Source organism: Emticicia sp. BO119 (assembly GCF_013912375.1).
GTDB lineage: Bacteria > Bacteroidota > Bacteroidia > Cytophagales > Spirosomataceae > Emticicia.
Genome location: NZ_JACETV010000002.1, coordinates 300,250 through 319,727, shown reverse-complemented (window position 1 = coordinate 319,727; position 19,478 = coordinate 300,250). Strand labels below are relative to the sequence as shown.

Here is a 19,478-nt window from a genome sequence, read left to right as displayed (position 1 = left end):
TAGGAAGATTTTGGGTTGATTGATAGCATTTTTAATTAGGAAAGGATTTCCAAACCTGTTTCGCGGAGATTAAAACTGCTATTCTCCGCATATTTTGCGGAGAATAGCGACTCTACCCACTTACTTTTCAAGATACTCTTTCAATCCGGTATTTACAATATAAGTCCAGCCTTCAACAAAGTTGCTTCTTGCGAAATCCTGGTTTGCTGGGTCAAAGTTTTCAAGTCCTTCGTGTGTCAATACCAGTTTTGTTTTATCTCCTTCGGGGAAAAGCTCGAAGCTTACCAGTGAATCACCCTGATAGCCATCGTATCGCCAGCTATAAACCAGTTTTCTTTCTTCAATTACTTCTGTTATTTTACAGATGTGCAAATATTGTTTCCCGTCATCCGGGCCGCCGTAGAACTTAAATTCAAAGCCTACTTCAGGTTTAAACTCTTCAAAATTAAAATACCATTGTTTCAGTTGTGCGTTTTCGGTGAGGGCTGTCCAGACTTTCTGTACAGGAGCATCAAACACTCTTTCGATTTTAATAGCTTGATTGTTCATTGTTTTGTACTGGTTTTGTGAATTTAACTATGCTGATTTTTTAAAAAATTATCTAAAGCATCTAATTTACTTGTCCAGAATTTACGATACTGGTCTGCCCACGCCGATACCTCATTCAGTTTATCCAGTTTTGCCTCACAATATCGCTCTCTCCCTTCTTGTCTGATAACAATCAGGCCACACTCGGTTAAAATCTTGATATGCTTTGATATTGCCGGGCGACTTATGTCAAATTGTTCGGCAACAGCATTCAGGTTCATAGACTGATTGGCTATTAAGCCAATAATATTTCTTCTGGTAGGGTCGGCTATAGCCTGAAAAACATCTCTTCTCATTATCAAATTCAATTATGTAACCAATCAGTTACAAATATACCCGTAACAATTCGGTTACGCAAATACTTCGCCAGATTTATTTAAACGAAAGATATTGTATGGACAAAACGTTTTGTTAGTAAAAAAACCTCGACTTTCACAAGTCAAGGTTTCACGAGTCAGAAAACAATCTATTTGGGCTAATCTATAAACACCTTATTTTGGATCCTTCAAACTTTTCTCATTAGCAATGATATTTTGCAATTTTGCAATATAATAAACCAGATATATGGCAATCAGGTTAAATTTTACTTTGACGAAATCCTTGCTTGTATTTACATACAGCTCCAATTTAGAGAAGGTAAAATCAAAAGTAAAATTGGCTCCGTCTTCTAAATTAATTCCCGGCAACAATGCTACTCCTGCCACATATTCATAAGCAACGCCACCAAAGGCTACTCCGAATACCTGTAATAACTGGTTAATTTTTGAAAGTTTAAGACCCGATTCAATTCTTTTGTCTATTAACAACCAACCACTCCAGATAGAAGCTCCAAAGAAAACCACCATAAAAAAATATAAAAGAATGTTTGTCCCTGACACCGGAAATGTAGATGCTACCAGCCAGACTAAAAGCAGGATACCAACAGTACCGCCCGCTACCTGATAATATGCCAGTACAGCAATTTTAGATTTCAAGTTGTTCATATTTTTCATAAGCTGTGTGATAATAGCCGACTTTAAGTTACAGTATCTTTACTATTACTATAACCCTTAAACTGTTCTTCTGTTACAATTTTCCATATACGCTCCACAGTATCCACTAACTCAGCAAAGGTATTATACAGAGGTGCAATGCCTAAACGTATATTATCTGGTGGGCGAAAATCAGGGATAATCACTTTAGAATCATCATAGGGCTTAATCATTGCCTGACTAATGCGGTAGCCTTCAGCATGGCGGATAGATATATGTGAGCCTCTTTTATTAACATCAAGTGGAGAAGCAATACTGAAACCTAAAGGCACTAATAATTGCTGAATCAGTTCAATCAGAAACTCGCTTAGCTGCTCGCTCTTGGCTCGTAATCGGTTTATGCCTGCTTCCAGAGTAATATCCAGACCCGATTCAATGGCAGCTAAAGACAAAACAGAGGGTGTACCTACCGCAAAACGCTGAATATTGTCTTTTGGCTGATAATCAAGACTAAAATCGAAAGGTGCCTGATGGCTGAACCACGCCCAGATGGGGCTTTTCAGCTGCTTTTGTAAATCTTTGCGAACATACAGAAAAGCAGGCGCACCCGGCCCGCCGTTAAGATATTTATAAGTACAACCCACTGCCATATCAGCCCCTGAATCATTAAGACTAACAGGCACTGAGCCAACCGAATGGCTTAAATCCCAGATGACTAAGGCGTCTTTCTGATGCGCCAAAGCATTGATTTTTGCCATGTCATACATAAATGCACTTTTAAAAACCACATGGCTCAGTACTATTAAAGCTGTATTAGTATCTATTGCTTCCTCAAATCTATTTTCATTAACCATAATACCATCTTCGCTTTCAATTACACTTAACGAATGGTCTATGAACTGTTGCTCAATCAAACCTTGTAAAATATATACATCAGTCGGGAAGTTGAGGTTATCAGAAATAATTTTCTTCTTTTGCTGATTCATACTTAAAGCCGCAAAAGCTAATTTGTAGAGATTAAGAGAGGTAGAATCTCCTACGAAGATTTCATCAGGTTGTGCGCCAACTATCCGGGCAATTTTGGCCGCCGTTTTTTGGGGTAGGTCTATCCAACGTTCGTTCCAGCTACGTATCAGTCCTTTACCCCATTGAGTAAGAACCAAATCATTAGTCTGGGTAATAGTTTTCTTTGGGAGTCTGCCCAGAGAATTACCATCAAGATATATTATACCGGGTTCACTTACAAATGCCTCTTTGAAATGGGCTAATTCATCTTTCTTATCCAGTTCAAGGGCTTTCTGATATAATTCGTTAATCATTTAATGAAGATACTATTTAGCTATTAGGTGAGATTTTATGAACGTAAGAAATCAGGCAGTCTACTATTTCCGGAGATTCTCATCCTCATCGAAATTAGTCTGATATACGATTTTTCCGGTATAAGAGTTAGAGATTTTAACCCAATCAATAGAGCCAGCCCCATTAAAAATAAACCGGATGTCTACTATTTCTGCGGCCTTTTCTTTTAATACAAATCTATTCTTAAAAACTTGTCTTTTATTAATAAACACCTCTACCAGATTCCCTGAGATTGTTACTTTAAGATTATTCCACTCGTCCTGATTCACTCCAAATTCATGCAAGTCGTAGTTTTTCCCTTGATGAGGTGTTGGTCTTCTGAAAATCGACTCCCCAACTACCATCCTTGCATAGTCTGTACAGCCAATCATGGTAAATCCAGTGCCAAAATGATTAAAATTTTTATCTGCTGCTACCAGTTCCATATTATGGCATCCTTCTCCGCCCTCACTTTCAGGATTCTTCATTCTTGCTTCAAAGGTAAGGCTATCAAAAGTAACCCCAAGGTTTTGTGTGAGTGCATGAATTGCCTGTCTGAAATCTTTATCATTATCCTTAATTTCATTAGGCATGTGTACTGGGTCAAAATGCAGCACACCATTTTTTATATAGTTATTTACACTACTGATACTGGTTATCCAGTTTTTTTCATAAGCTACTCCATGCGCCCATGAGGTCCATTGGTTGGGATATGAATAAACCACATGACTTATTTCCTTAATTACTCTATTATTGACAATCAGTTTTAAATGGTAAATACCCGGATAAAAATAGGTTTGAGAAATAGTATCCCTGAGTTTATTGCTTTGTGTAATGTAGCTGATTATACTGCCAACAGAAACTATCCTACCAACGCCTAATTCTACCTCTACATTTCGTGCCCGCCTTATTTTACCCAGGTCATAAGCTATACGTACCGCTTGTGGGTATTGGCCAACTGTTTTAATAACTTTAAATTGTACATCTTTCAGTTCGTCAACAGAAAACGGACGGTTTATCCACCAGCCAATTAAGAAATAACTACTAATGCTTACAAGAACTAAAGCTATAATACCATATAAAACTCTAAGCAGATTTTTTTTAGATTTGGGTTTTACTTCCTGAAAAACAGTATAAGATTCATTATTTAAAGAGAGCAGATGCGATTTACGAAGGGCAGGCAATAACGATTCGTTAACATTTACATAATTAATATTAACAGTCTGGTTGTCAATATCCTTGTTTTTCTCTAAAAAATCCCGCCAGTTCTCGTAACCTAAATATAATGCAATGCCTGTACGGGAATGTGTCTGAATACGTACTTCTCTACCTCCGTATTCAAAAATGAATCTTCGGAGAAAATCTTTACTAAATAAGTATTTTTTTGACTCACCATTCAAATGCTGATGCAGGTTTTCTTCTATATCAGCCAGAAGCGATTCTAAAAAGGCATTTTTACTTTTGAGCGTATCAAAACTTACAAATTCATCAAAATCGTCCTGCCATTTTACTTCCCATTCATCTACAATTTTCTGTAGAAATTGCTCACGTAATTCGTACAGATATACTCTGTCTTTGAGTAGCATTTTTAATAGACCTTTTCATGGAATAAGTTTTATAAAAATACTCTTTTGCAAAACATTTTGCAAAAAAACTTTTTTAGCAAAACTCACTTTGCAAAGGATTTACCACCACTGAATAACAAATTTGGATCCCAATACCTGCTTTCTCTTACTTTGACTTGCCCCATAATATATACCAGATGCAATATCCGGCTCAATTGATTTAAACCGAATAAAAAACCCATGAAAAAAACACTTTACACTCTCTTATTTGTCGGGCTGACCTATGCTCTTCGTGCTCAGTCAGTTACCTTATTACCTAACAATGGTAATAACGGTAATCTTCTTATTAAATCTTCACAGTATGTTTATGGTCACTTCTCAACAACTGATCCTTCCGGTGCAGACCTTTTCTTTAGGTTGGGAGAGCCTAATAATGGTGATGGATCCGGAGGAGCTATTATCGGGCAGTTAGGAACCTATAGTGACCATTTGCAGATTGGTGTTGCAGGAGGTAAATATCTGAATTTTTACTCGGGCAATAAAGAGAGTATGAGAATTTCGGATAGGGGCAATATAGGAATTGGCACCACAAGCCCTGATACCATTGCTCTGCTTCATGTAAATGGCAGTACTATTCTTTCAGATAACCCAAGTTTTAATTCAGTGCAGATTGGCTCCAATACGGACCCACAGGCTAAACTGACAGTTACAAATGATTCATATCCGAATGGTGTATTGATTGAGGCCATTAATACTCCCGGTGGTGATGCGCTGAGAGTAAATGGTAGTACAAGTATTAATGGAGAAACTAATATTGCCGGAAAACTAACTATAGGGAGCAGTACTTTTTTGAGAAATACCGTGATTAATGGTGATTTAGCAGTGAGCGGTACGGTTTCAAAAGGAGGAGGTTCGTTTAAGATTGACCACCCCATGGACCCAGAAAATAAATACCTCTACCACAGTTTTGTAGAAAGTCCTGATATGATGAATGTATATAATGGTAATATTACGACTGATGCCAAAGGAGTAGCCAGAGTGAAGCTACCGGATTATTTCGAATCACTGAATACAGATTTCCGATACCAACTTACAGTAATAGGTACGTTTGCCCAGGCGATTGTTTCAGAAAAAGTAAAGGGGAATCAGTTTGAAATACGTACTGATAAGCCCAATGTGGAGGTAAGCTGGCAGGTAACCGGGATTAGAAATGATGCCTATGCCCGAAAATTCAGGATACCAAATGAAGTGGAAAAAAAGCCCGAAGAAAAAGGAACCTATCTGTACCCGGAGGCCTATGGATTACCTGCTGATAAAAAAGTTAAATTTTAATCTGACTCTCTATTATACTCATATACACATGAAAAACAAGTTTAAGTCTCTCATACTGGCGTTTTTATGCTTTTTGTGCCGCGTAACATTGTATGCACAAGGCGAGACGGTTGTCTTTTTAGATATAGCCAATCTGGACGGAGAATACACCGTACCTAATACCAGACCTATAGTTACAACACCTGGCCCTAAACAAAAGAATATCCTCATTGATGATTATACAATTTCAAAAACAAATACTTTATATATTGGCAGTTCTTCCAGTGGTGCCGGTGCAGGAAAAGCAACAGGTACTGAAATGGAATTGACTTTTAGAATAGACCAGTCGGTTATAGAATTAAGCAAGCGATTATTTAATCGTACAATTACGCCTTCTATGAATCTTTTTATTGACTCTCCTTCTAATAATGGCGACCCACAAAGAGAACGTATGCGTATAAAATTGACGAACGTAAATATTACCTCTATTGACCAAACTCAGGATGGCGATGGAATTCCAAAATATAAAATGAAAATCAGATTTGAGTCTAATCTTACAGCTTTTATTACTTATAATTTTGATTATTCTACTAATACCGTAGAGAAGTTTTGTTGGGATTATTCCAAAAACATGGCTTGCTCAATCAATAATTTTTAATATTCAATCAGAAAATGTTATGAAAAAAAATATATGCCTGCTTATATCCATGTTACTGCTGTCAACCACGCTTTTTGCTCAAACAATCACAACCCTGATTAAATTAAAAGGAACTGATGGTAATTACCTTCCAAAAGAAACAGAAATTGACCTTGGTAATGATAATCATTACATTGAAATTTATGATCTGTCTTATAATTTTAGTAATGAGCTATTTGTCCAGGTTAATAACCCTAATGTGTTCCCTGTTTCAGGAGTTTTGTCATTTAAAAAGTTGAAAAGTAAATCATCCCCTGTTTTTTATAGATATAATGTTACAGGTAATCATTTTTCTGAGATTGAAATCAGGTTTTTTAAAAGGGGTGGGAATAACGGACAACAATTGCTGAGCTTTATGGTTTACAAATTTAAAATCTGTGCTGTTAAAGCTATTTCTGATGGGAATAGTCTTTTTGAAGAAATAGAAATGGCAGTAGGCGGGGCATGGATCGAATATACACCCAGCTTACCCAATGGCACACTTGGTACTCCTACTTCTTACGGATGGAATTTTATCAAGAAACGGGTTTGGAATGGCACTGACGACTTATAATCCCTTAAAAATACGGTTCAATATCATTTACCGAGTACCGAGCCAATTTTTAAAGTAGTTTAGTCCTATTGAGTTATTCCCACTTCACATAATACTTTCGGTTTAAGCTACTAAACCCTCTTCTATGTGAAGAGGGTTTCTTTAAACTATCAATTAACCTTTGCTTAAAAACTTTTAGAATCATGGAAACTAACTTAATCTCAATCGGTGGCCGTCAAAAAGTAAATTCGGCTGAAGTGCTATTTCTGTTGGCCGATGCTAACTATACACTTATTATGTTTGAAGATGGCAAAAAAGTTTTTGTTGCAACTACTTTAGGTGAATTAGAAAGACGATTCATCGTTACTAATTTCTTCTACCGAACCCACCGTTCTTTTTTAGTTAATCTGCAACATATCGAAACCATAGAAAAAAACAAAGTAGTACTAAAAAACAAAACCTCTGTTTTAGTCTCACGACGTAAAAGAGAGGTTTTACAGGAGAAATTTTTTAGAATAGCCTGAAATTATCTGAATCTCTTCTTCTTATTCTTCGCCGCTCCAGTCGGTTCATTACCTTGTATTTTCTTTTTCGGATTGGATAACAATCGTTCAGCTAAATCAGCGCGATTGAGTTTATGCAAACGGCTGCGAATCCAGCTTTTAAATTCAGGTTTATACCAGAAAAAGAAACGGTTTTGCGCCAGTTTTTCTTCTTTGGTTTTAGCAGTTTTGATTGGCTGTAAAGTATAAGGGTGTACGCCTGAATAATAGATAACTTCGGCAACGGTCATAGGCGTTGGCGTAAAGTCCTGTACCTGCTCTAACTGAAAGCCTAAATCTTTGGTTTCGGCAGCCAGATTAGCCATATCAGCTTCTTCGCAACCCGGGTGAGAGGAGATAAAATAAGGAATCAGTGGTTGCTTTAACTCGTGTTTATCCTGTATTTTATCGTATTTCTGTTTGAATTTCCTGAAATACTTAAACGAAGGTTTACGCATCACACGCAGAGTATCATCTGAGGTATGCTCAGGGGCAACTTTCAGCCGTCCCGATACGTGGCGGGTCACCAACTGCTCCATGTATTCGTCGTGGTTGCCGTCCTGATTGTTTTTATTGAAATCATCCACCAGTAAATCGTAGCGGATACCTGACCCCACGAAAGCCTTTTTCACTTCGGGATGCGCATCTACTTTCTGATAGATTTTGGTCAATGGTTTATGCGAAGTATCGAGATTAGAACAGATAACAGGATGAATGCAACTCGGTGCCTGACAACGGGCACAGATAGACTCATCTTTGCCTTTCATACGGTACATATTGGCAGATGGCCCACCCAAATCAGAGATATACCCTTTAAATTCAGGATGTTGTACAATCTGGTCAACCTCTTTCATGATAGATTCCTCACTTCTGGAAGCAATGAATTTACCCTGATGTGCCGAAATAGTACAGAAACTACAACCCCCAAAACAACCCCGATGCATATTTATCGAGAACTTGATCATTTCATAAGCCGGAATCGGTCCACGTTTTTTGTATTTGGGGTGTGGTAGTCGGGTATAAGGTAAATCAAACGACTGGTCGATTTCCTTCTCGTCCATAATCTTGAAGGGAGGATTAATCACTAATGTCTCATTCCCAACTTTCTGAATAATCCGATTCGCCTGCCACTTGTTCGACTCTACCTCCACTATCTTGAAATTAGAAGCATATTTGATTTTATCTTTCAGACATATTTCGTGGCTTGCCAACTCAACCGTATTCCAACCTCTGTCATCTGGCAAAGCTTCTGAACTATCCTGCAAATAAGCTACCTGATTTACGTTCCTAATGGTATTAAGCGGAACACCTTTTTTTACCAGTTTCAATATCTCACGCAAAGGTTGCTCACCCATGCCGTAGACCAATAAATCTGCGCCTGAGTCGGCCAGAATAGATGGCATTAACTGGTCTTTCCAGTAATCATAATGGGTTACCCGTCTTAAAGAGGCTTCTATACCACCGATTAGAACTGGTACATCAGGATAGAGTTCTTTTAATATTCTGGTATAAACCGTAGTTGCATAGTCAGGGCGGTAGCCAGCCTCTCCACCCGGTGTATAGGAGTCATTCGAACGCAAACGTTTGTTGGCTGTATAATGATTCACCATCGAATCCATACAACCTGCTGTTACCCCAAAGAAATACTTTGGGCGACCATATTTCTTAAAGTCCCGCAAATCATCTCTCCAGTTGGGCTGGGCAATAATGGCGGTTCTGAATCCTTCACTTTCAATAATACGCCCGATAACAGCCGTGCCAAAAGCAGGATGGTCTACATAGGCATCGCCTGAAACGAGTACAATGTCTACTTCGTCCCAGCCCCTTTTCTCCACTTCGTTCAATGTAAGTGGCAGCCAATCTGTTATGGGTCTTTCCGGTCTTATAATCATACTACAAAATTAACTGATTTTTACGAGAAAACCGGTATTATCCGAGTTATCCGCCTGTATGGAACAAAAAAACCGCTGAAAAAGTCCCTTTAGCAGCTTCAATTGCCTCGTCTTAATAGCTTCATTACACCATAGACAGCCGAAAGTATTAGGAGCGCAATACCCATTCCTGCAAATTCTTCACCTTTCAGATTTGATAAAAACCACAGGATAGCAATAACTGCAACAACAGGTATAAATAAACCAAAAGGCAGACGAAAAGTACTTTCAGTAGAGTTTTCAGAAGTAAGTCTGAATTTAATAACGGCCAGAACAACCCCCAGATAAATAGTAAGCAAAGAGGCACTTGCGATGATAGCCAGTTGTTTAAATCCACCAGAAATAGCAAATACAAAATCAAGTATGGCATAAATAATAATAGCCCAATAAGGGGTAGCATATTTAGGATGGATTTTAGAGAGAAAAACCGGAAACCAACCACTTTGTGCCCCTGCAAACAATACACGGGGATAAGACAAAACAGACCCGCTTAACGAACCGAAAATAGAGATAATACCCCCCGCAATAATCAGTGTAGCACCTGAAACTCCGAAGATTTTTTCAGCAACTGCCGCCAGTGGCGCATCTTTATGGTTAACTAAGTCATTTCCTAAAACACCCTGAGAAACAGCCTGGATAATCATATAAAGCAGAATCACGATGCCGATGCCTGAGAGGATTCCCAGAGGAATTACACGTTTGGGGTTCTTAATCTCGCCGCTTACACTCAAAGCGGCTTCCCCGCCCCCAAAAGCAAAAAATAATAATAGTGATGCACCCCCGATATTAATCAGTGAAGGCGTGGATTTCCATTGCAGGTTATCAATGGATACGTAAAAAACACCCACCAAAATCAGCAATAACAAAGGAATCAATTTAATAATAGTATTTACTTTCACCATTGTATTGCCATACTTCACCCCTCTGATATTTACCCAGGCAAAACCCCCAAAAATAAGAATAAAGAATAAAGCTCTGTACTCAATTGATTTCATTGCAGGCAGATATATCGCCAACATATCTGCCATTGCATTGATTACGGCAGCGTTCATCAACACGCCAGTGCCGAACCAGAAAAGGGTATTGGCCAGAAAACCTGCATAATCGCCAAAGGCTTTGTGAATATAGGCATATGCCCCTCCGGTAGTAGTAATGCGGCTACCTATTTCTGCAAAACATAGAACAATAGTAAACATCAGGATACCACAAAAGATATAAGCTAATAGACTGGCTTCGGCCAGATAAGCAGCCACCAGGCCAGGTAGAATAAAAATACCAGCCCCGATAATAAGGTTTACCGTATTGGCCGCTAAGCCCAGGATATCAATTTCTCTCTTGAGTTTGTTATTTTCCATTAGTTTAGGATAGTAAGAATCGTTGTCTCGAACTGTGCCGCGACGAAATACGGTTTTACCTGATTTATTGATTGTAATAATGTTTTATTATGCTCTAATATAACCCTTCATAATTCAATAATTATAATTCTTTATCAACAAAATCCTCAAATCAGTTAAATCTTATTCAGGGTAAAAAACATCTGAATTATACTTTTCCAATGCCTGAGTCTTCTTAATCATATATTAGACTTCTCAATCCCAATTTTGGCTAAGATTAAACAACCAGAAAAATCTATAATTATTACAAGTTTCAGAAAACTATCGGGAACGTTCCCGAAAACGAAACCGATAGAAAGTAGATTAAAAATATAAAAAATAGACATAAAAGTCTTTTTTTAATGCAAAAATAACCGTAATATTCTTTTGGATTTAGCTTTATAGTGATAATTTGAAAGACTTATATAACCTTAGAAATTTATCTGACAATTGTATTTTTCTTAGAATTACCCAACCCTTAAACTATATTTTATATTCAACCTTATCAATGCCACCTATAAACTCCGAATCTACTATCATGAAACAATTCTACTTATAACGGGATAATTTTAATAGTGTGGCTGTATTGCAGCCACACTAATCCCTCATCTTTTCCGATAAAATTTCTATTCAATCAATGTAAATTGTATAACATATTATGACTACTAAAAAAAACACTCATATTTCAAGAAGAAAATTCCTTGACCTGAGTGGTAAAGGGATTATGGCCGGCAGTACACTATTAGCTGGTTTACCAACAATAGTACCTTCGTCTGTTTTTGGTAAAAATGCCCCAAGTAACAGAATTAATGTCGGGGCTATCGGTGTAGGAAGAATTTCTCGTGGGCATGATATGCCGGGGGTATGGAAACACGATTCTGCCCAGATTATGGCCGTATGTGACTTAGATAGCAACCGGGTAGAACTTGCCCAGAAATTAGTTAACGGATATTACACTAAAAAAACGGGCAAAGAGTTTAATGGGGTAACAGGCTATGGCGATTACAGAGAATTATTGCTCAATAAAGACATTGACGCCGTGATTGTGAGCACTCCTGACCATTGGCATGCACCTATTGTAGTACATGCCGTAGAAGCGGGAAAAGATGTATATGTACAAAAACCCGCTTCGTTAACTATCTCAGAAGGCAGAATGATGGCTGATGCCGTGAAGAAATCGGGCAGAATATTGCAGATTGGTAGTCAGCAACGCTCGACTTCGCAATTCAGATATGCGGTAGAGTTGGTAAGAAACGGAAGAATAGGTAAATTGCAAAAAGTATATGTAGGTTTGCCGGGCGACCCATCGGGCAATGAAGAGCCTCAGATGCCAATCCCGAAGAATCTGAACTATGATATGTGGTTGGGTACAACGCCAGAGGTATATTATACCGAAAAACGTGTACACCCCAATGTAGGATTCGACCGCCCGGGTTGGTTGCGTTGCGAGCAGTTCGGTGCCGGAATGATTACCGGCTGGGGCGCACATCATATTGACATTGCGCATTGGGGGATGGATAAGGAATATTCGGGTCCTGTTGAAATATGGGGCAAGGCCGATTTCCCAACCAGTGGTTTATGGAATGTGCATGGTATCTTTACTACTCATGCACTCTATGATAACGGGGTAGAAATGATTATCAGTAACGAGATTCCGAATGGAATTAAATTTGAAGGGACTGAGGGCTGGATTTTTGTTTCTCGTGGTGATGGAGCGGTTACTTCGAGTGACCCGATAGCGAAACAAAACGCAGCCAAGAAACTGGACGCCAGTGACCCTAAAATTATTACCTCTGAAATTGGCCCTAACGAATTGCATTTACCTGTGAGCAACGACCATCATGGCAACTGGCTGGAAAGCGTCGCTTCACGAAAAGAACCAATCGCTCCGGCTGAAATCGGACATCGCTCATGTACTGCTTGCTTATTACACCATGCAGCAATGAAGTTGAAAAGAAGATTATATTGGGATCCGAAAACTGAGCGTTTTAAGAATAATGATACCAAAGCCAACGCACTCTTGTCGAGACCACAAAGAAGCGCGTACGCGATAAAAGTTAGTAAATAACCTTATATTCAACCTGATGAGAAAAAAACTGTTAGCAACAGGGTTTGCTTTAGCACTAAGTATGTTAATCAATGAAGAAACATCTGCCCAGACTTCAAAAGAAATCAGACTGATTACCCTTGACCCCGGTCATTTTCATGCGGCTCTTGTACAGAAAAATATGTATCCCGAAGTAAGCCCGGAAGTAAGGGTATATGCTCCGGTCGGCACAGATCTTGACTTTCACTTACAACGCATCGAAGGCTATAATAAGCGTGCCGATAACCCGACAAAGTGGTTGGAAAAAGTATATACTGGCCCTGATTATTTTGAAAAAATGCTATCTGAAAAAGCAGGAAATGTAGTGGTGATTGCAGGTAATAATCGCATAAAGGCTGATTATATTGACAAATCAGTTAATGCCGGATTGAATGTATTGGCTGATAAGCCTATGATAATTGATGGCAAAGATTTTGATAAACTAAAAAAGACCTTTACTACCGCAGCACAAAAAAAGGTACTGCTCTACGATATCATGACTGAGCGTTATGAAATTAGTACCATGCTGCAGCGAGAGTTTTCGATGTTACCATCTGCTTTCGGAAAACTGGAGAAAGGAACCCCCGAGAATCCTGCCGTAACCAAAGAAAGTGTGCATCATTTTTATAAATATGTGTCAGGCAGTGTACTCACGCGCCCATCATGGTTTATGGATGTTGCACAGCAGGGCGAAGGTATTGTAGACGTAACTACGCACCTCGTAGATCTGATTCAGTGGGAATGTTTTCCTGAACAGGTAATTGATTATCAGAAAGACATCAAACTGACCAGTGCCCGCCACTGGACGACTGACATGACTTTAAATCAATTCAAGACTATTACAAAAACAGATGGTTTTCCTGACTATCTGAAAAAAGATGTAGTAGATAATGTATTAAAAGTATATTCAAACGGCGAAATTAACTATCAGCTAAAAGGGGTGCACGCCAAAGCATCAGTAATATGGGCTTATCAGGCACCTGAGGGCGGTGGAGATACACATTACTCAATTATGCGCGGTACTAAAGCCAATCTCATTATAAGACAAGGCGCAGAACAAAACTATAAGCCAACACTATATATTGAGCCTGTCAGCAATAATAAAGTCTATGAAGCGGGCTTATTGCAAGCATTAGCAGTAATAGAGAAAAAATACCCCGGTGTTGCTCTAAAGAAAAATGCCAAAGGATGGGAAGTGGAAATTCCTGAAAAATACAAAGAAGGACATGAGGCGCATTTTGGAAGAGTAACCGAAAAATACCTTGAGTATCTGAAACAAGGCAAATTGCCTGCTTGGGAAGTACCCAACATGATTGCCAAATATTATACTACTACTCAGGCTTTAAAACTGGCAACCAAAACCCAATAAAACCTACCCTATTAAACTATGGAAAACAATCAGAATAACCGCCGTAAATTCTTAAAGAATACACTGACAAGCACCGCAGGGCTGGTACTTTCGTCGAGCCTTGTGAATGAAATTGCCGCAAAGTCAAACACTATGGAAGCACCTTATATTTACAAAAACGTAGCACCAAGTATCCGTTTTTCGGTGATAGGACTTAATCACGGTCATATTTATGGTATGACAGAGGCTATTATACGTGGTGGCGGAGAGTTAGTAGCAGTCTATGCCAAAGAACCGGATTTACTGGCAGCATATGTAAAAAGATACCCGAATGTGAAACAGGCAACAAGCGAAAAAGAGGTATTGGAGGATAATTCAATTCAACTCATCTTGAGTGCTGCAATTGCCAGTGAACGTGCGCCAATTGGAATCAGAGCAATGAAACATGGAAAAGATTTTATGTCTGATAAGCCCGGTATTACAACTTTAGAGCAATTAGCCGAGGCAAGAAAAGTGCAGAAAGAAACCAAGCGCATCTACTCGATTATGTATAGCGAACGTTTTGAGAACAGAGCTACTGTAAAAGCCGGTGAGTTAATCAAAGAAGGCGTGATAGGTAGAGTAATTCAAACCATTGGCCTTGGGCCACACAGAATGAATACCAAAAGCCGCCCGGAATGGTTTTTCGACCGTAGCAAGTTCGGAGGTATTATTACTGATATTGCTTCGCATCAATTCGACCAGTTTTTGTTTTTCACGGGGTCTACTAAAGGCGAAGTTATCAGCTCTCAGGTTGGTAATGTGAATCACCCCGAATTTCCCCTCTTTGAAGATTTCGGCGATGCAATGGTGAAAGGCAATGGAGGAGCGGGATACATTCGTGTAGACTGGTTTACGCCAGACGGACTAAAAACCTGGGGTGATGGCCGATTGACTATCTTAGGTACAGAAGGCTTTATTGAAATTCGTAAAAATATCGACATTGCCATCAAAGACAGCGGCAATAACCTGTATCTGGTCAATAATAAAGAAACTAAATATATTGATTGTAGTAAAGAACCACTACCATTTGGTGGGCAATTGGTGAGCGATATTGTAAACAGAACAGAAACATCTATGACACAGGACCATTGTTTCTTAGCGACTGAATTATCGTTGAAAGCACAGAAATTTGCCAAAAAACTGGAGCTTAAGGGATAATTATTTATTTTTACAAGCTTTATATAAGCTAATATTCAGCGCCATTGTTACTTGTAGAAAAATATACTACGTAACAATGGCTTTTTATTGATTATTTGTTTTAAAAATATTTTTATCGAGAATCCTAAATAAATTTGTTTCATAAATTTTTTATAAACAATTTTGTTGAACAATATAGTTTATGCCGAAGATAGATCAAGACACCAAGCAAAAGATATTAATAGCTGCTGAGAAAGTTTTCCACCGAAACGGATTTAAAGGTACACGTACTACCCAGATTGCCGAAGAGGCGGGCATTAGCCGTACGATGTTACATTATTATTTCCGAACCAAAGAATCACTTTTTCAGGAGATATTGGAAAGCACCCTTAACACTGTGTTTTTTCACATGAAACGCCTGATTGGTGAACAAGTCGATTTAGATATATTGATAGAGGGCATTATAGAAGTAGTAAGCGATTTGTTTGAAGACAAACCAGGATTGCCAGGCTTTATTGTTAATTTATTTAACGAATCAGAAGAGTTAGCCTACTTTCTCGCTCACTCCCGGGAAGATACAATTCCGTTTCAGTTAAACGAAATACTTAAAAATGAAAAACAACAAGGTACCGTGAGTGAGTATATAACAGGTGAAGATTTAATCATGAATATTTACGGCTTATGTGCTATGCCTTATTTGACAATGGCCTATGTAAAAGCTAAACAAAACCGAGATGAAGAAAGCATGAAAGAATTTATCAGGAAAAGAAGAAGTAAAATTAAGGCATTCGTCCTGAACGGAATCAGGCCTTAATTTTACAAAATGGCTACGGCCATATTTTTTTAGACCTTATTAAACAATTTTGTTGAACAAAATTGTTTCAAAAAAAATCAATACAACCGTTGCAAAAAATTTAGCAGTCAATTATAAATAAAAGCTTATTTACCCATGAACACATCTATAAAACTCAAAAAAACAATATTTTTTACCATTTTTTCTATTGTATCTTTAACTCAGGCTTTCCCGCAAAGTGTAACTTTACTCCCCAAGTCACAGATAAATACGGATACTCTATCAACCAGGTTTCTTCGGATGACCAATGGCGCAGGTATGTATAAAGTAATGGTTTCAGACCCTGTGGGGAATGGCACCTGGATGGACCCAACCATTTTTTCAGACCCTTTCTGGGCAGCAGAGAATGAGTATTTATATCTGATACCCTCGGTTAATTTAGGAATTGGTACAAATACTCCTGCCTATAAGTTAGATGTCAGACACCCGGGGTCTCAGGTAGTTGCCAGCTTTAGAGGAAATTTAACTAATGGTACAGGGATACGACTATCTTCAGGAGTTACAGGTACAGTAGATGAACTACCTGTTTCAACAGAATGGCAGTTATTCCATTCTGGAACAGGAACTACGAGTGAAAATGGCGGATACGGACAATTACACTTCAAAGACCAGAATAGCACCAAAATGATTTTACGTAATAATGGTAGGGTTGGTATCGGAGTGTTGAATCCCTCTGAAATGCTTGAGGTAAACGGAAACGCCCGTATCAATGGTAGAATAGACATTCATAACACCGGATTAGGTGTATTTATTGGAGAAGGAGCAGGGAAAAACGACGATTTAACTCAAAAATATAATACTTTTATTGGTTTCAATGCAGGCGCTGAAACCACTACCGGAAGCAATAATCTGGCTATCGGAGCAGGTGCTTTGGAAACTAATAAAACCGGAGGTTTTAATGTAGCTATTGGGCGCCTTGCACTTGTTGATAATATTTCGGGTGGGTCTAATGTAGCAATAGGTTCTTATGCAGGCCATAATTCAACCGGAAGCTATAATGTATTTATAGGAGATGCGGCTGGTTCTAATGCAATAGGTAATGATAAGTTATATATTCATAATTCAGGCACTGATACTCCTTTAATTTATGGAGATTTTCTCGAGCGTAATATGGGCGTAAATGGTCGATTAATTATTGGTTCTCACACTCCCCTTGAAAATGCCAGCAAACTCGATGTAATTGCTAATGAAAATGCAAGGTTTATTGTACAGGACTCAGAAGATTATAATAATGCCATAGTTGTATCCAGACTATTCTCTCCAACCAACCTGGCACCCCAAATGCGTTTTCAGGGTGTTGGCAATAGTTTTATAGACATTGGTCAGGATAATAATGGGTCTTTCGTAGTTGAAGGAGGAGAAAGTCCACGCATGGTAGTTACAAATGCAGGAAAAGTCGGCGTAGGCACGGATGACCCTGAATCGCAACTGGAAATATTTGGCTCAAATAATGAAATTTTTCGGGCTACAAGTACATCCAACCTTGGTGCCTGGTTTAAATTAGAAAATACTTCATTAGGAGGGAAAAGTTGGAAGCTGATTTCTACAGGAAGTGAGAATAGTGAAGGGACAGGGAATCTGGTATTTAAAGACGAAACTACTTCAAGAATGATTATTAAGAGTAACAATGGCGCAGTAGGCATTGGTACTGAAAACCCTTCTTCTAAATTAGAAATTGTAGCTACAACTAATGAAACCATAAGAGCCACCAGTTCTTCTACTACAGGTACATGGCTTGCTATCAATAATACTTCAACCAACGGTAACAACTGGAAGTTCATATCTACAGGAAGTGGAAATAGCGAAGGGGTCGGACACCTGATTTTAAAAGATAATACAGGTAGTAAAGTAATAGTCAAAAGCAATGGTGCAGTCGGAATCGGCACAGAAACTCCAACCAAAGCAAAGTTGGTCGTAAATGGCAGCCTGACAACTAATTTATCTTATGGGTATTTGAATAACAGTGCTTCAACGGGAACCACAAGCGGAACAAATTACTATTCTATCTATACTTCAGACCGAATTGCCACTTCTGAATTGAATGTATATTCAGACGCTCGCATCAAAAAAATAAAGGGCTTATCTGATAATGCGCAAGACCTTGATATTCTAAAAAATATCAAGGTAACTGATTATCAATTAATCGACTCAATCTCTAAAGGAAATACCAATTATAAGAAAGTAATTGCCCAACAGATAGAAGAAGTTTACCCTTCTGCTGTAACTAAAATGACTGATTTTGTTCCTGATATTTATCAGTTAAGCTTCATCGAAAAAGGATTTATTCCGTTAACCCAAACAACATTAAAAGCAGGTGACAAACTTAAACTCATTAGTGAAGAAAAGCAGGAAACTGTAGAAGTATTAACCGTTTCAGATCAGGGTATTCAGGTTAGTTCAGAAAAAAGCGGAAAAGTATTTGTGTATGGCAAAGAAGTAAATGATTTCCGTACGGTCGATTATGAAGCATTAACAACGCTCAACATTTCTGCTACTCAACAGTTATTAACACGCATTGAGACACTGGAAAAAGAGAATCAACGGATTAACCAATTAGCTCAGGAAGTAGAAAGTCTTAAAAATATACTTCTGACAAGTCAAAAAGGGAAATAATTATTATGACGATCGAATTGAGAAAGACAGTTGCCATTGGTGACTGTCTTTTTGTTGAGTAGTCTTAATACTAACAATGGTTCCTTCATTATTATTTTCTGAGAAAACAAAACCGTTAATAAACCCTATAAAAAATTATGATAATTTAAAAAATCTTCTACTTTTGAAAACTGAAATCAAACTTTTGCAAAATACTTATCCATTATGAAAACAACTGACTATCAAAGGGAATATCAAAAAAAATACAGAGAAAAAAACAGGGAGAAACTGAACAAGACTTCTCGTGAATATGCTGAACAACATCGGGAAGAAATGAAAGAATATTGTCGTGAGTACAGGCGGATAAATAAAGAGCGGGTAAATGCCTACGAAAAAGAGCGGAGGAAAAAGAATAAAGAAAAAAGGCTTTTAGCCAGAGGCGAGACCCCACAAAAGATTGACTCATAAAACAGAATCGTAACAATTAAAAAAAGCTACTTTAAAAAGTAGCTTTTTTTAATTAACAGAATAGGTCATTTTAATCTGTAAATAATGACCCTGTTTAAACTTTT

17 protein-coding genes are annotated in these 19,478 nt (G+C 38.2%); 10 read left to right on the top strand and 7 right to left on the bottom strand.

What is annotated here, in order from left to right; genetic code table 11:
- Positions 1 to 120: 120 nt before the first annotated feature.
- The 5 genes from H1R81_RS08355 to H1R81_RS08335 form a co-directional block, all read right to left on the bottom strand.
- Positions 121 to 549, bottom strand: coding sequence for an SRPBCC domain-containing protein (locus tag H1R81_RS08355; protein WP_181840252.1), 429 nt, complete (start codon positions 547 to 549; stop codon positions 121 to 123).
- A gap of 23 nt (positions 550 to 572) precedes the next feature.
- Complete coding sequence (locus H1R81_RS08350) at positions 573 to 884, bottom strand: helix-turn-helix transcriptional regulator (protein WP_181840251.1); 312 nt, start codon at positions 882 to 884, stop codon at positions 573 to 575.
- Positions 885 to 1,079: 195 nt separating this feature from the next.
- Positions 1,080 to 1,571: a hypothetical protein gene (locus H1R81_RS08345; protein WP_181840250.1), complete on the bottom strand. Its 492-nt coding sequence runs from the start codon at positions 1,569 to 1,571 to the stop codon at positions 1,080 to 1,082.
- Between the two features lie 32 nt (positions 1,572 to 1,603).
- A complete protein-coding gene (kynU, locus tag H1R81_RS08340) occupies positions 1,604 to 2,878 on the bottom strand; it encodes a kynureninase (RefSeq protein WP_181840249.1) in 1,275 nt (424 codons plus the stop codon).
- A 63-nt stretch (positions 2,879 to 2,941) separates the two neighbouring features.
- Positions 2,942 to 4,483, bottom strand: coding sequence for a hypothetical protein (locus H1R81_RS08335; protein ID WP_181840248.1), 1,542 nt, complete (start codon positions 4,481 to 4,483; stop codon positions 2,942 to 2,944).
- Between the two features lie 219 nt (positions 4,484 to 4,702).
- Here H1R81_RS08335 and H1R81_RS08330 point away from each other — a divergent pair, with 219 nt between their 5' ends.
- From H1R81_RS08330 to H1R81_RS08315, 4 genes are all read left to right on the top strand, one after another.
- Positions 4,703 to 5,794: a hypothetical protein gene (locus tag H1R81_RS08330; RefSeq protein WP_181840247.1), complete on the top strand. Its 1,092-nt coding sequence runs from the start codon at positions 4,703 to 4,705 to the stop codon at positions 5,792 to 5,794.
- Between the two features lie 28 nt (positions 5,795 to 5,822).
- Positions 5,823 to 6,431, top strand: coding sequence for a type VI secretion system tube protein Hcp (locus tag H1R81_RS08325; RefSeq protein WP_181840246.1), 609 nt, complete (start codon positions 5,823 to 5,825; stop codon positions 6,429 to 6,431).
- Positions 6,432 to 6,450: 19 nt separating this feature from the next.
- On the top strand, positions 6,451 to 7,023 hold the full coding sequence (locus tag H1R81_RS08320) for a type VI secretion system tube protein Hcp (protein WP_181840245.1): 573 nt from the start codon (positions 6,451 to 6,453) through the stop codon (positions 7,021 to 7,023).
- A gap of 182 nt (positions 7,024 to 7,205) precedes the next feature.
- Entirely contained in the window at positions 7,206 to 7,526 is a 321-nt protein-coding gene (locus tag H1R81_RS08315) for a LytTR family DNA-binding domain-containing protein (RefSeq protein WP_181840244.1), read from the top strand.
- Between the two features lie 2 nt (positions 7,527 to 7,528).
- Here H1R81_RS08315 and H1R81_RS08310 read toward each other — a convergent pair whose 3' ends face one another.
- Both H1R81_RS08310 and H1R81_RS08305 read right to left on the bottom strand, forming a co-directional pair.
- Positions 7,529 to 9,436: a YgiQ family radical SAM protein gene (locus H1R81_RS08310; protein ID WP_181840243.1), complete on the bottom strand. Its 1,908-nt coding sequence runs from the start codon at positions 9,434 to 9,436 to the stop codon at positions 7,529 to 7,531.
- Between the two features lie 98 nt (positions 9,437 to 9,534).
- A complete protein-coding gene (locus tag H1R81_RS08305) occupies positions 9,535 to 10,830 on the bottom strand; it encodes an APC family permease (protein WP_181840242.1) in 1,296 nt (431 codons plus the stop codon).
- A 676-nt stretch (positions 10,831 to 11,506) separates the two neighbouring features.
- On the opposite strand from H1R81_RS08305, the gene H1R81_RS08300 reads away from it, so the two are divergent.
- From H1R81_RS08300 to H1R81_RS08275, 6 genes are all read left to right on the top strand, one after another.
- Entirely contained in the window at positions 11,507 to 12,916 is a 1,410-nt protein-coding gene (locus tag H1R81_RS08300) for a Gfo/Idh/MocA family protein (protein WP_181840241.1), read from the top strand.
- Positions 12,917 to 12,932: 16 nt separating this feature from the next.
- Positions 12,933 to 14,303, top strand: a complete 1,371-nt coding sequence (locus H1R81_RS08295; protein WP_181840240.1) for a putative oxidoreductase C-terminal domain-containing protein — start codon at positions 12,933 to 12,935, stop codon at positions 14,301 to 14,303.
- A gap of 18 nt (positions 14,304 to 14,321) precedes the next feature.
- Positions 14,322 to 15,482, top strand: coding sequence for a Gfo/Idh/MocA family protein (locus tag H1R81_RS08290; protein ID WP_181840239.1), 1,161 nt, complete (start codon positions 14,322 to 14,324; stop codon positions 15,480 to 15,482).
- Between the two features lie 181 nt (positions 15,483 to 15,663).
- The gene (locus H1R81_RS08285) at positions 15,664 to 16,275 is read left to right on the top strand and encodes a TetR/AcrR family transcriptional regulator (protein WP_181840238.1); all 612 of its coding nucleotides are present in this window, start codon (positions 15,664 to 15,666) and stop codon (positions 16,273 to 16,275) included.
- Positions 16,276 to 16,410: 135 nt separating this feature from the next.
- Entirely contained in the window at positions 16,411 to 18,927 is a 2,517-nt protein-coding gene (locus H1R81_RS08280; RefSeq protein WP_181840237.1) for a tail fiber domain-containing protein, read from the top strand.
- A 204-nt stretch (positions 18,928 to 19,131) separates the two neighbouring features.
- A complete protein-coding gene (locus H1R81_RS08275) occupies positions 19,132 to 19,374 on the top strand; it encodes a hypothetical protein (RefSeq protein ID WP_181840236.1) in 243 nt (80 codons plus the stop codon).
- The last annotated feature ends 104 nt before the right edge of the window (positions 19,375 to 19,478 follow it).

Bases quoted from the DNA above. Each gene is read 5' to 3' on its own strand.
- H1R81_RS08355 (WP_181840252.1), bottom strand. From the start codon at position 549: ATGAACAATCAAGCTATTAAAATCGAAAGAGTGTTTGATGCTCCTGTA.
- H1R81_RS08350 (WP_181840251.1), bottom strand. From the start codon at position 884: ATGAGAAGAGATGTTTTTCAGGCTATAGCCGACCCTACCAGAAGAAAT.
- H1R81_RS08345 (WP_181840250.1), bottom strand. From the start codon at position 1,571: ATGAACAACTTGAAATCTAAAATTGCTGTACTGGCATATTATCAGGTA.
- kynU (WP_181840249.1), bottom strand. From the start codon at position 2,878: ATGATTAACGAATTATATCAGAAAGCCCTTGAACTGGATAAGAAAGAT.
- H1R81_RS08335 (WP_181840248.1), bottom strand. From the start codon at position 4,483: ATGCTACTCAAAGACAGAGTATATCTGTACGAATTACGTGAGCAATTT.
- H1R81_RS08330 (WP_181840247.1), top strand. From the start codon at position 4,703: ATGAAAAAAACACTTTACACTCTCTTATTTGTCGGGCTGACCTATGCT.
- H1R81_RS08325 (WP_181840246.1), top strand. From the start codon at position 5,823: ATGAAAAACAAGTTTAAGTCTCTCATACTGGCGTTTTTATGCTTTTTG.
- H1R81_RS08320 (WP_181840245.1), top strand. From the start codon at position 6,451: ATGAAAAAAAATATATGCCTGCTTATATCCATGTTACTGCTGTCAACC.
- H1R81_RS08315 (WP_181840244.1), top strand. From the start codon at position 7,206: ATGGAAACTAACTTAATCTCAATCGGTGGCCGTCAAAAAGTAAATTCG.
- H1R81_RS08310 (WP_181840243.1), bottom strand. From the start codon at position 9,436: ATGATTATAAGACCGGAAAGACCCATAACAGATTGGCTGCCACTTACA.
- H1R81_RS08305 (WP_181840242.1), bottom strand. From the start codon at position 10,830: ATGGAAAATAACAAACTCAAGAGAGAAATTGATATCCTGGGCTTAGCG.
- H1R81_RS08300 (WP_181840241.1), top strand. From the start codon at position 11,507: ATGACTACTAAAAAAAACACTCATATTTCAAGAAGAAAATTCCTTGAC.
- H1R81_RS08295 (WP_181840240.1), top strand. From the start codon at position 12,933: ATGAGAAAAAAACTGTTAGCAACAGGGTTTGCTTTAGCACTAAGTATG.
- H1R81_RS08290 (WP_181840239.1), top strand. From the start codon at position 14,322: ATGGAAAACAATCAGAATAACCGCCGTAAATTCTTAAAGAATACACTG.
- H1R81_RS08285 (WP_181840238.1), top strand. From the start codon at position 15,664: ATGCCGAAGATAGATCAAGACACCAAGCAAAAGATATTAATAGCTGCT.
- H1R81_RS08280 (WP_181840237.1), top strand. From the start codon at position 16,411: ATGAACACATCTATAAAACTCAAAAAAACAATATTTTTTACCATTTTT.
- H1R81_RS08275 (WP_181840236.1), top strand. From the start codon at position 19,132: ATGAAAACAACTGACTATCAAAGGGAATATCAAAAAAAATACAGAGAA.